A 12,351-nucleotide genomic window follows, 5' to 3' on the forward strand; every position below is an offset into this window, starting at 1 on the left:
CGTTCACCGGTTCGGTAGATACAGGTAAATACGTACTTGAGGTGAACGGAACTTAAGCTAACGCTTCATAGAGGTGCTCTGCCGCCTCCCTGCGGAAAGCGACCCCGCACCAACTCTTCATCACTTTATCGCATTGGATATATCGTATATTTATATGCAAAGCGCAATTTTGACTTTGTGAATTGAGATAACTCACCTAACGTAAATACACAGAGAAAAACCGATAAAAAACACAATTACAGGGTACACACATGCAAAAAAAAGTCCTGCCATTACTGCTGCTGGCTGCGCTGTCTGCAGCTTCCCACGCTGCCACGCCACCGGATACCCTGGTGGTTGCTCAAGGCCTGGATGACATCGTCAGCCTTGACCCGGCCGAAGCCAACGAACTCTCCAGCATCCAGACTGTACCAAGCCTTTATCAGCGTCTGGTGCAGGCAGACCGCACGGATCCGGCCAAAGTAGTGCCGATTCTGGCAGCAAGCTGGCAGGGCGATGCAGCGAATAAGAAGCTGACCATCAAGCTGCGTCCGGACGCTAAATTCGCCTCCGGCAACCCGCTGCGCCCGGAAGACGTAATCTTCTCGTACACCCGCGCGGTGACGCTGAACAAATCCCCGGCCTTTATTCTGAACGTGCTGGGCTGGCAGCCGGACAACATCGCCAGCCAGCTGAAGAAAGTGGATGACCACACGCTGGAAGTGCACTGGACCGCGGACGTCAGCCCGGCGGTTGCGCTGAATATTCTTTCCACGCCTATCGCCTCTATCGTGGATGAAAAAGCAGTTGAACCCAACGTGAAAGCAGGTGACTTCGGCAACGAATGGCTGAAAATGCACTCTGCCGGCAGCGGCCCGTTCAAAATGCGCGTCTACCAGCCGCATCAGGCTATCGTCCTGGATGCCAACCCGACTTCTCCGGGCGACGCGCCAAAAGTGAAGAATATCATCATTAAAAACGTACCCGATCCGGCCGCTCGCCGCCTGCTGATTCAGCAAGGTGACGCCGATATCGCCCGCGATTTAGGCTCTGACCAGACCAGCGCTCTGGAAGGTAAGCCGGGCGTGAAGGTGCTGAGCATTCCTTCTGCCGAGCAGAACTATTTAGTGTTTAACGTCGGCAACAACGCCAACCCGCTGCTGAAAAACCCGGCGCTGTGGGAAGCGGCTCGCTACCTGGTCGATTATCAGGGCATCACCAAAGATCTGCTGAAAGGCCAGTACTTCGTTCACCAGAGCTTCCTGCCGGTCGGCTTCGCGGGCGCGCTGGAAAACACCCCGTTCAAATTTGACCCGGCGAAAGCGAAAGAGATCCTGGCGAAAGCGGGCATCAAAGACGCGCATTTCTCGCTGGATGTGGAAAACAAACCGCCGTTTATCACCATCGCTCAGTCCATGCAGGCAAGCTTTGCCCAAGGCGGCGTGAAGGTGGATCTTCTGCCTGCGGCGGGTAGCCAGGTTTACGCCCGCGTTCGTGCGAAGCAGCACCAGGCTGCGATTCGCCTGTGGATCCCGGATTACTTCGACGCCCACTCCAACGCCAGTGCCTTCGCCTATAACGACGGCAAAGCCAGCACCGTCGCCGGGCTGAACGGTTGGCAGATCCCGGAACTGAACAAACAAACGCTGGCTGCCGTAGCAGAAGCCGATCCGGCCAAACGCAAAGATCTCTACACCAAACTGCAGGAAGAGCTGCAGCGCAGCTCCCCGTATGTGTTTATTGACCAGGGTAAAACCCAGGTTGTGGTGCGAGATAACATCAAAGGCTACCAGCAGGGCCTGAATGCGGATATGGTGTATTACGATAACGTCACGAAATAACTGAACGGCCCCTCGCCCCGCCCTTTCCGTCGTGAAAGAGGCTGGTCGGGGGGTTAATCACCATTAGCGCATAAAAGAGTTACCCATGTCCGAAGTCTCGCCTTCGTCGCAGCGTCTGCGGCGTCCGCTGCTTACCCTGCTTCAGGGAATATTTACCCTTGCCTTGACCCTTATTGGCCTGCTGCTGATTACCTTTGCTTTGTCCGCGCTTTCCCCTGTGGACAGGGTGCTGCAAATCGTCGGCGATCACGCCAGCCAGTCCACTTACGATCAGGTTCGCCACCAGCTCGGGCTGGATCGGTCTTTGCCCGTGCAGTTCTGGCATTATCTGGTCAATCTCGCCCACGGCGATTTGGGCATAGCCAGCTCAACCGGCCAGCCGGTGCTGCATGATTTACTCTCGGCTTTCCCCGCCACGCTTGAGCTTGCCACCCTGGCGCTGATCGTCGGCAGCGTGCTGGGCGTACTTTTTGGCGTGCTTTGCGCCCGGTTTGCTGGTTCACCGCTGGATCTGGTGGTGCGCACGTTTACCCTGCTGGGCAACTCCGTGCCTATCTTCTGGCTGGGCCTGCTGATGCTGGCGCTGTTTTATGCCCGCCTGCAGTGGAGCGCCGGGCCAGGGCGGCTCGACGATATTTACCAGTACAGCGTCGAAGCCAAAACGGGCTTCGTGCTGATCGATACCTGGCTTTCCGGCGATAAAGGCGCGTTCCTCAACGCCATTAACCACCTAATTCTGCCGGTGCTGCTGCTGGCCTATTATTCTCTCGCCAGCATCACCCGCCTGACCCGCACGGCCTGCCTGAGCGAAATGAACAAAGAGTACATTACGCTCGCCCGCGCGAAGGGCGCAGGTGACATGACGATTCTGCTTCGTCACGTTCTGCCAAACATTCGCGGCACGCTGTTCACCGTGATCGCGCTGGCTTACACCAGCATGCTGGAAGGCGCCGTGCTGACGGAAACCGTCTTCTCCTGGCCGGGCATTGGCCGCTATCTCACCACCGCGCTGTTTGCTGGTGATACCACCGCGATTATGGGCGGCACGCTGCTGATCGGCGCGTCGTTTGTGCTGATCAATAACCTGACCGACATACTGGTGCGTGCCACCGACCCGAGGATCCGCTGATGCCGTCTTCTCTTTTTCTGCGACGCATGCTGCGCTCCCCGGCCGCCCTTAGCGGGCTGATTATCATTGCCGGGCTGGTGCTTATTGCGCTGTTTGCGCCACTGCTGGCCCCGTTCGATCCTAACTGGCAGGACGCCGCCGCGCGCCTGCAGGCACCCAACGCTCACCATCTGCTGGGCACCGACAGCTACGGTCGCGACCTGCTTTCTCGCCTGCTTTACGGCACCCGCCCGGCGCTGGGCCTGGTGCTGCTGGTGACGGTCATTACCCTGCCGGTTGGGCTGCTGATTGGCATTCTGTCCGGCTATTACGGCGGCTGGCTGGAGCGCATTCTGATGCGCTTTACCGACGTGGTGATGTCGATGCCGCGCCTGATCCTGGCCTTTGCCTTTGTGGCGATGCTTGGCCCTGGCCTGGTTAACGGCGCGCTGGCGCTGGCTTTGACCACCTGGCCCGCCTATGCCCGTCAGGCAAGAAGCGAAATACAGCGGCTGCGCCACAGCGATTATCTCGCCGCCGCAGAAATGATGGGGATTAAAGGCCTGCGGCTGCTGGGCGGCCACATCCTGCCGCTGTGCCTGCCTTCCGCCATCGTGCGCCTGGCGCTGGATCTTGCTGGGATTATTCTTGCCGCCGCCGGGCTGGGTTTCCTCGGCTTAGGCGCCCGCCCGCCGATGTCCGAATGGGGCGCCATGATTGCCGACGGGATGCAGGTCATTTTCGACCAATGGTGGATTGCCGCCATTCCGGGCACCGCCATTCTGCTGAGCAGCCTGGCCTTTAACCTGCTGGGCGATGGCCTGCGCGATGTGCTGGAGCCGCAACATGACTAACAGAATTACCGTTTCCGGGCTGAATATCGACTACCCCGGCAGCCGGGTTGTCAGCAACCTTTCCTTCGCCCTCGGCAATGAACGCCTGGCGCTGGTGGGTGAGTCTGGCTCAGGAAAATCGATGACGGCGCGAGCCCTGATGGGGCTGGTACGTAAGCCAGGCAAAGTGAGCGCAGAGCAACTCAACGTGCTGGGGCACGACCTGCTCGATATGAACGCCCGTAGCTGGAACCAACTGCGCGGCAGCGATATCGCCATGGTGCTACAGGACCCGCGCTATGCGCTGAACCCGGTGAAAAGCGTGCTGCAGCAAATTGACGAAGCGCTCCGGTTGCACCAAAAGCTGTCCACCGCCGAACGCCGCGATCGCTGTCGCGAACTGGTGCAGTCCGTAGGTTTACCGGACACAGTGCTGCAGCGTTACCCCGGCGAGCTGTCCGGCGGCATGGGCCAGCGCGTGATGATCGCCATTGCGCTCGCCAATAACCCGAAAGTACTGATTGCCGACGAACCTACCTCGGCGCTGGATGCCCGTCTGCGTAATCAAATCCTTGAGCTGCTGGTGGCTCAATGCGAACAGCGGCAAATGGCGCTGCTGCTGATCAGCCACGACCTGCCGCTGGTGGCGGAACACTGCCACCGCGTACTGGTGATGTATCAAGGCCAAAAAGTCGACGAAATGGCGGCGAGCGATCTGGCGCAGGCCACGCATCCCTACACGCGCACGCTCTGGACCTGCCGTCCTAATGCCGACACCTTCGGCCAAATGCTGCCGACGCTGAACCGCAGTGAATTCCAGCCAGGAGAGACTCATGGCGATCGTTAACATTGAAAATCTGGGCGTCGAGTTTGCCGCGAAGGGCGGCATCAAAACCGCCGTCGCCGGGGCCAGTTTCGCCATTGAACAGGGCGAGACGTTTAGCCTGATTGGCGCTTCCGGCTGCGGGAAATCGACCATCCTGCGCGTGCTTGCCGGGCTACAGCGTGAGTGGAAAGGCCGCGTGGAACTGTTGGGCAATAACATTGTTGCCGGGAGACGTTTTCAGGGAGCCCTGCGTCGCGAAGTGCAGATGGTGTTTCAGGATCCTTACGCCTCGCTGCACCCCAACCACACGATTTGGCGCACGCTGGCCGAGCCGCTGAAAATCCACGGAGAAAGCGAGATTGAAGCCCGAGTGGCGGAAGCCTTAGAGCAGGTCGGGCTCCCGGCCGATGCGGCGAAACGCTACCCGCACCAGCTTTCCGGCGGCCAGCGCCAGCGCGTGGCGATTGCCCGTGCACTGCTCTTGCGTCCGAAAATTTTGCTGCTCGACGAACCGACCTCCGCGTTGGATATGTCGGTACAGGCTGAAATACTCAACCTGTTGAACCGCCTGAAGCAGCAGCACGGCATGACCTACCTGCTGGTCAGCCACGATGCCGACGTGATTGCCCATATGTCTGACCGCGCGGCATTTATGGCGAACGGCGTGATTGAGCGCAGCTTCGATCGCACCGCGCTGGTTAACGGTGAGCACAGGATGGCGCACGCGTAACGCGCTATTCCAGCGTGACCATCTCTTCGTCAGACAAAGCCAGAATGCAGCGATTGCGGCCGGTGTTTTTGCCGTAATACATGGCTTTGTCTGCGCGTCCAATGGCGCTGTGCAGGGAATCATCCGCAGAGACAAAGGTCAGCCCCCCGGTCACCGTCACGCGGATAGCCTGGTCGTCCACGCTAACCGGGTGGCTGGCTAAATGCTGGCAAATACGTTTGCCTGCGCCTTCTGCCTGCTCCCGGCTGCTCGCCTCCAGCAGCATAATAAACTCCTCGCCGCCGAAGCGATAAATGCGCTCCTCGTTGCGCGTGGCCTCTTTCAAAATGGACGCAACGCTGCGCAGAACATCATCCCCCGCATTGTGCCCCCAGGTGTCATTGATCGTTTTAAAACGATCGATATCCAGGATGAGCAAATAAAGGCTGCGCTCCGCACGCTCGCAGCGGGAACGAATCAGCGGGAATTCCTGATACATCAAATGCCGCAGCGGCAGGCCGGTTAACGCGTCGTACAAATTACGGTAGGAAAAAAGATACTCTTTATATTGATCGATGCTGGAAATAAACTGTTGCTGTGCTTCATTGTAATGATTTAGTAATTCCGCGCTAACCTGCCTGGCGATAATTGATAACATTAATGCCCTGGCTGCGGCGTGCATGGCGATATGGTGCTTATCAATCAGCAGAATTAATTCTCTGTCGAGGCTGACGCCCTGCATACGCTGGGTCAGCCAGCGGCTAAAGCGGCAGTGCTGATGGGCGTGTAAATCATTTATTTCTTTATCCGGCTCGCCGCCTAACAGGCTGAGGCGCAGGCATTTATTTGCCCAGTTATAATGATCGCGGATGGCGATATTCAGCTCAGATAAAGAGCTATCGATGTCCTTTATATTGATAGTCACGCTGTGCACACCTTGTGTTTAATGGGTCAATTTAATATCCACCACCTGATGATAACGAATATCGCGGGTTAATTTTCACGCCGAATCATAACTTAAACAAACCCTAAACGAATAATCCATATTAAAAACTTTACGAATAAGGACATTTATTGCCACAAGGTATTTCAGAATAAATAAGCATCTATTAACCATTAAGAAATGCTAAACAATAATATACGTCGTCTTTATTTTCCTTTGCGCCATACGGAAACATTTCGCCCCAAAATGGTGCATTGCACGTCAACGTGCCTCGCCTCTCCTCCCTCAGACGACAGCATTAAAACACGCAAAATGTAATCTATTGTGATTAATTATTGCACAGACGCGGTCCTGCGGGCGTTTATCCCGATTTCACTTACGGAACGCTACCTGGCGCAATCCCTGCAATACTTATTTTGTGTATCGCGTGATACGCCACACCCAGGAGCACATTTTGAACAGGTTACCTTCCAGCGCCTCGGCCCTTGCCTGTACGGCGCACGCACTGAACATTATCGAAAAGAAGTCACTTAGCCATGAGGAGATGAAGGCGCTAAACCGGGAGGTGATTGATAGCTTCCAGCAGCATGTTAATCCGGGTTTTCTTGAGTACCGCAAGTCCGTTACCGCAGGCGGGGATTACGGAGCCGTAGAATGGCAAGCGAGCAGCCTGAATACGCTTGTCGACACCCAGGGCAAAGAGTACATCGATTGTCTGGGTGGGTTCGGCATCTTTAACGTGGGGCACCGTAATCCAGTCGTTGTTTCCGCCGTCCAGCATCAGCTAGAAAAGCAGCCCCTGCACAGCCAGGAACTGCTCGATCCTCTGAGGGCGATGCTCGCTAAAACGCTTGCCACACTCACTCCGGGTAAACTCAAATACAGCTTCTTTAGCAACAGCGGTACCGAATCCGTTGAAGCCGCGATAAAACTGGCAAAAGCGTACCAATCCCCGCGAGGGAAGTTTACCTTTATTGCCACCAGCGGCGCGTTCCACGGAAAATCGCTAGGTGCCCTTTCAGCCACGGCAAAATCGACCTTCCGCAAACCGTTTATGCCGCTGCTGCCGGGCTTCCGCCATGTACCGTTTGGCAATATCGACGCGCTGCGTAGCCAGTTCAGCGAATGCCGCAAAACCGGCGATGACGTGGCGGCGCTGATCCTCGAGCCTATTCAAGGGGAAGGCGGCGTGATCCTGCCTCCGCTGGGCTACCTGCCTGCTGTACGTCAGCTTTGCGACGAATACGGCGTGCTGCTGATTCTGGATGAAGTGCAAACCGGGATGGGCCGCACCGGCAAAATGTTTGCCTGTGAGCACGAAAACGTGCAGCCGGATATTCTCTGCCTTGCCAAAGCGTTGGGCGGCGGCGTGATGCCGATTGGCGCCACGGTCGCGACGGAAGAGGTGTTTTCCGTGTTGTTCGATAACCCGTTCCTGCACACCACAACCTTTGGCGGCAACCCGCTGGCCTGTGCGGCGGCGCTGGCAACCATCCACTATCTGCTGGAAGAAAATCTGCCCGCTCAGGCCGCCCAGAAAGGGCAACTGCTTCTGGATGGCTTCCGGGCGCTGGCCCGTGAGTTCCCGGACCTCATCGTTGAGGCTCGCGGCCAGGGGCTGTTAATGGCGATTGAGTTCCGCGACAACGACATCGGCTATAACTTTGCCAGCCAGATGTTCCGCCAGCAGGTGCTGGTAGCCGGCACGCTGAATAATTCAAAAACCATCCGCGTTGAGCCGCCGCTGACGTTGACGATTGAGCAATGTGAGCACGTGCTGGAGTGCGCAAAGCGCGCGCTTTACCGGCTGAGAGTGACGCAGGATGAAACGGCAGAGGCGCAGGAAAGTTGATTGACCCTCACCCTCGCCTGTTTTTGTCCCCTCTCCCCTCTGGGGAGAGGGCCAGGGTGAGGGGCAATCTCTACGGCAACAGCCCGATAAAGCTCCGCTTCTTACGCGGCTCTGACATCATCTCATCCAGCTTATCTACGCAGGCAAGGTAGTGCGGCGTCTTCTTGTGCGCCAGCACTGCGGCCTCATCCTGATAAGCTTCATAGATAAAAAATCGCGTTGAAACATCCGGGTCCTGCAGCACATCAAAGCGTAAATTACCGGGCTCTTTGATTGCTCCTTCGTGATTCGCCCGAAACACGTCCAGAAACTCGTCGACGCATTCAGGCTTAATGTTGATCTCCACCAGCGTGACGTTCATGCCTTACCTCCCTGATGTTTCGTTTCAAGCCAGAACTGATAAGCCTCGCGGGCCGACATATTTTCGTGCACCACTTTTTTCACCGCCTGCAGCATCGCCAGAGGCGCTTCAGACTGGAAGATGTTACGCCCCATATCCACGCCGGACGCGCCCTGGTCTATCGCCTTAAAGCACATCTCCAGCGCTTCCTGTTCGGGCAGTTTTTTACCGCCGGCGATGACAATCGGCACCGGGCAGCTGGCGGCGACTTTCTCAAAGCCTTCCTCGACGAAGTAGGTTTTCACAAACTGTGCCCCAAGCTCGGCGGCAATGCGGCTCGCCAGCGAGAAGTAGCGCGCGTCGCGGGCCATTTCTTTGCCCACCCCGGTGACAGCCAGCGTAGGAATACCGTAGCGCGTCCCCTCGTCCACCAGCTTGATGATGTTGTTGATCGACTGGTGCTCATACTCGCTGCCGATATAAATCTGCGCGGCCACCGCGCAGGCGTTGAGGCGTAAAGCATCTTCCATCGTCACGGCGACGCTTTCGCGTGAGAGTTCGCTTAGGATCGAATTACCGCCAGAGGCACGCAGCACAACAGGCTTGTTGGTAGCCGGAGGCACTACGCTACGCAGAATGCCACGAGTACACATCAGCACATCCGCTTCGGGGAACAGCGGCGCAATAGAAAGATCAATGCGTTCAAGCCCGGTGGTCGGCCCCTGAAAATAGCCGTGATCGAAGGCCAGCATCACGGTGCGCCCGGTATTCGGGTTAAAGATCCTCGCCAGCCGCGACTGCATGCCCCAGTCCAGCGCCCCGCTTCCCTTCAGGTAAAAAGCCCGGTTCTCCTGCGGTTGGCCAATACCGAAGTCTTTTCCGTCTTTAATATCATCCAGATCTGCCATGACGTCCTCTCCCGGATCCGTGTGTGAATAAGAGATAGTGTTCAAAAACTTAGTCAGGGATCGGCGATTGCAACCGTGCAGCGATCACAAAACATTCAAATAGATCGGCCAGATCGCCCGCAATGGATAAGAGTTTATTTATTGAACGGGCGATGGAAGAGGTCTGCGAATGAGTTATTTACTTGCACTGGACGCCGGAACGGGCAGTATCCGCGCCGTTATCTTCGATACATCGGGCCAGCAAATCGCCGTTGGCTAGGCCGAATGGAAGCACCTAAGCGTGACCGACGTACCGGGATCGATGGAATTCGATCTCATCGTCAACTGGCAGCTTGCCTGCCGCTGCATCCGTGAGGCCCTGCACAAAGCAAATCTCTCGTCTTCAGCAATCAGCGCCGTCTCCTGCTGCTCGATGCGTGAAGGAATTGTGCTTTACGATCGCCACGGCGAACCTATCTGGGCCTGCGCAAACGTGGACGCCCGCGCCAGCCGCGAAGTGAGCGAGCTGAAAGAGATCCACGACTTCCAGTTTGAGTCTGAGGTGTACCAGGTTTCAGGCCAGACGCTGGCGCTGAGCGCTATGCCTCGTCTGCTGTGGCTGGCGCATCATCGCCCGGACATCTACCGCCAGGCGTCCACGATCACCATGATCGGCGACTGGCTGGCGGCTAAACTTTCCGGCGAACTGGCGGTTGATCCTTCTAATGCAGGCACCACCGGCATGCTGGATCTGGCGACCCGCGACTGGCGGCCTGCCCTGCTCGATATGGCCGGGCTGCGCGCCGACATTCTGTCCCCGGTGAAAGAAACCGGCACCGTGCTGGGTAGCGTAACATCCCAGGCTGCCGAAGAAAGCGGGCTGCAGAAAGGCACGCCGGTGGTGATGGGCGGCGGCGACGTTCAGCTGGGCTGCCTGGGGCTGGGCATCGTCAGGGCCGGGCAAACGGCGGTGCTGGGCGGCACGTTCTGGCAGCAGGTAGTCAATTTGCCGGCGATCAAAACCGATCCAGATATGAACATCCGCATTAACCCGCACGTGATTCACAACATGGTACAGGCGGAGTCAATTAGTTTCTTCACCGGCCTGACGATGCGCTGGTTCCGGGACGCCTTTTGCGCGGAAGAAAAGCTGCTTGCCGAGCGCCTCGGCGTGGATACCTATGCGCTGATGGAAGAGATGGCGGGTCGCGTACCCGCAGGCTCCCACGGCGTGATGCCAATTTTCTCCGACGCCATGCATTTCAAGCAGTGGTATCACGCCGCACCGTCATTCATTAACCTTTCCATTGACCCCGAGAAGTGCAACAAAGCGACGCTATTCCGCGCCTTAGAGGAGAATGCGGCGATTGTTTCCGCCTGTAACCTGGAGCAAATTTCCGGCTTTTCTGGCGTGAAGTTCGACTCGCTCGTCTTCGCCGGGGGAGGTTCCAAAGGCGCGCTGTGGAGCCAGATCCTCAGCGATGTCACCGGCCTGCCGGTGCGTGTGCCGGTGATCAAAGAGGCCACGGCGCTGGGCTGCGGCATTGCCGCAGGCGTGGGTGCCGGGCTTTTTGATTCGCTGGCCAATACCGGCGAGCGTCTGGTGCAGTGGCAGCGGGAGTTCACGCCGAACCCGGCGCACCGCGAGCTTTACGACGAGATGAAGCGCAAGTGGCAAAAGGTGTATGCCGACCAGTTAACGCTGGTGGACAGCGGCCTGACGACGTCGATGTGGCAGGCGCCGGGGCTTGCACCAAGGGTTGTAGGGTAATTTTCCCCCTCACCCCGACCCTCTCCCCAATGGGGCGAAGGGGATTTAGTTAAGTGAGTGGTTTTTTATCCCCTCTCCCTCCCAGGGAGAGGGTTAGGGTGAGGGTAAAACAAGCCACTTTGTATCACACTGTATCCACGACTCCGCCAGATACGCCGCCATGCAAAAAGGGCCGATTGGGAAACACGCCGCCTACATTCCCATGATGTGATAGCCGAACACTTTATAACGGCTTCGGAGAAAACATCATGTTCAACAAACTGACCCTGTCTGCGCTGATTGCTCCACTTTCCCTCTCGGTGGTTTTCGCCTGCCAGGCGGAAGCTGCGGGTTTTGATGTTAATCAGATAAAACAAATCAACGCGGGCGTGCTGAACGTCGGCTATGTCGATCTCGGCCCAAAAGACGGGCAGCCGGTTATTCTGCTGCACGGCTGGCCCTACGACATCAACAGCTTTGATACGGTTGCGCCTGAACTGGCGAAACAAGGCTACCGGGTTATCGTGCCTAACCTGCGCGGCTTCGGCAGCACTCGCTTTCTTTCCGCTGCCACGCCCCGCAATGGTGAACCTGCCGCGCTGGCACAGGATACGGTTGCGCTGATGGACGCGTTACACATCAAACAGGCCATTTTCGCCGGGTATGACTGGGGCGCACGCACGGCGGATATTGTGGCGGCGCTGCACCCGGATCGTGTCAAAGCGCTGGTGTCGGTCAGCGGCTATCTGATCAGCAGCCAGGAAGCGGGGAAAAAGCCGCTGCCGCCTCAGGCCGAGCTGCAATGGTGGTATCAGTTCTATTTCGCGACCCCACGCGGCGCGGCGGGCTATGAGAAGAACACTCATGATTTCGCCAGACTGATCTGGCAGCAGGCTTCGCCGGGCTGGAAGTTCAGCGACGAAACCTTCAATACCAGCGCCAAATCACTGGATAACCCGGATCACGTCGCTATTACGCTAAGCAACTATCGCTGGCGCCAGGGGCTGGAAAACGGCGAGCAGAAATACGCGGCGGATGAGAAAAAGCTGGCCGCACTGCCGAACATCACCGTACCGACCATCACCATTGAAGGCGACAACAACGGGGCCCCGCATCCTGCACCGGCAGCGTATGCCGCGAAATTTACCGGCAAATATGAACACCGAACCTTCAGCGGAAATATCGGCCACAACCCGCCGCAGGAAGCACCGGAAGCGTTTGTGAAGGCGGTGGTAGATGCGGGTAAGCTGTAGTAAAAAAGCTATGCTAGTTTTAGTCTTCAC

At 57.3% G+C, this 12,351-nt stretch carries 10 protein-coding genes and 1 pseudogene; 8 read left to right on the forward strand and 3 right to left on the reverse strand.

Features of this window, described 5'->3' with window-relative positions:
- The first annotated feature begins 251 nt into the window (after positions 1–251).
- From CNE01S_RS06165 to CNE01S_RS06185, 5 genes are all read left to right on the forward strand, one after another.
- Positions 252–1,820, forward strand: coding sequence for an ABC transporter substrate-binding protein (locus CNE01S_RS06165; RefSeq protein ID WP_039299945.1), 1,569 nt, complete (start codon positions 252–254; stop codon positions 1,818–1,820).
- 85 nt (positions 1,821–1,905) lie between these two features.
- Positions 1,906–2,949: an ABC transporter permease gene (locus CNE01S_RS06170; RefSeq protein ID WP_061274357.1), complete on the forward strand. Its 1,044-nt coding sequence runs from the start codon at positions 1,906–1,908 to the stop codon at positions 2,947–2,949.
- On the forward strand, positions 2,949–3,782 hold the full coding sequence (locus CNE01S_RS06175; protein WP_061274359.1) for an ABC transporter permease: 834 nt from the start codon (positions 2,949–2,951) through the stop codon (positions 3,780–3,782). The genes CNE01S_RS06170 and CNE01S_RS06175 overlap by 1 nt, the downstream gene beginning before the upstream one ends.
- The gene (locus CNE01S_RS06180) at positions 3,775–4,608 is read left to right on the forward strand and encodes an ABC transporter ATP-binding protein (protein WP_061274361.1); all 834 of its coding nucleotides are present in this window, start codon (positions 3,775–3,777) and stop codon (positions 4,606–4,608) included. Before CNE01S_RS06175 ends, CNE01S_RS06180 begins: the two co-directional genes overlap by 8 nt.
- Positions 4,595–5,317, forward strand: coding sequence for an ABC transporter ATP-binding protein (locus CNE01S_RS06185; RefSeq protein ID WP_061274363.1), 723 nt, complete (start codon positions 4,595–4,597; stop codon positions 5,315–5,317). Before CNE01S_RS06180 ends, CNE01S_RS06185 begins: the two co-directional genes overlap by 14 nt.
- Before the next feature lie 4 nt (positions 5,318–5,321).
- On the opposite strand, the gene CNE01S_RS06190 is transcribed toward CNE01S_RS06185, so the two are convergent.
- Entirely contained in the window at positions 5,322–6,221 is a 900-nt protein-coding gene (locus tag CNE01S_RS06190; protein WP_061274365.1) for a diguanylate cyclase, read from the reverse strand.
- A gap of 472 nt (positions 6,222–6,693) precedes the next feature.
- On the opposite strand from CNE01S_RS06190, the gene ygjG reads away from it, so the two are divergent.
- Positions 6,694–8,091 carry a putrescine aminotransferase gene (ygjG, locus tag CNE01S_RS06195; RefSeq protein WP_217495790.1) on the forward strand — a complete coding sequence of 466 codons (1,398 nt, stop codon included), beginning with the start codon at positions 6,694–6,696 and terminating at the stop codon, positions 8,089–8,091.
- A 70-nt stretch (positions 8,092–8,161) separates the two neighbouring features.
- On the opposite strand, the gene lsrG is transcribed toward ygjG, so the two are convergent.
- A complete protein-coding gene (lsrG, locus tag CNE01S_RS06200) occupies positions 8,162–8,452 on the reverse strand; it encodes a (4S)-4-hydroxy-5-phosphonooxypentane-2,3-dione isomerase (RefSeq protein WP_061274367.1) in 291 nt (96 codons plus the stop codon).
- The gene (gene lsrF / locus CNE01S_RS06205) at positions 8,449–9,339 is read right to left on the reverse strand and encodes a 3-hydroxy-5-phosphonooxypentane-2,4-dione thiolase (RefSeq protein WP_061274369.1); all 891 of its coding nucleotides are present in this window, start codon (positions 9,337–9,339) and stop codon (positions 8,449–8,451) included. Before lsrF ends, lsrG begins: the two co-directional genes overlap by 4 nt.
- 169 nt (positions 9,340–9,508) lie before the next feature.
- Between lsrF and lsrK the strand changes: the two are divergent.
- Together lsrK and CNE01S_RS06215 are read left to right on the forward strand one after the other, a co-directional pair.
- Positions 9,509–11,089, forward strand: a pseudogene (lsrK, locus tag CNE01S_RS06210) (autoinducer-2 kinase).
- A gap of 248 nt (positions 11,090–11,337) precedes the next feature.
- A complete protein-coding gene (locus CNE01S_RS06215) occupies positions 11,338–12,321 on the forward strand; it encodes an alpha/beta fold hydrolase (protein ID WP_061274371.1) in 984 nt (327 codons plus the stop codon).
- Positions 12,322–12,351: the final 30 nt, after the last annotated feature.

This window comes from Cedecea neteri NBRC 105707 = ATCC 33855, from assembly GCF_001571265.1.
Taxonomy (GTDB): domain Bacteria; phylum Pseudomonadota; class Gammaproteobacteria; order Enterobacterales; family Enterobacteriaceae; genus Cedecea; species Cedecea neteri.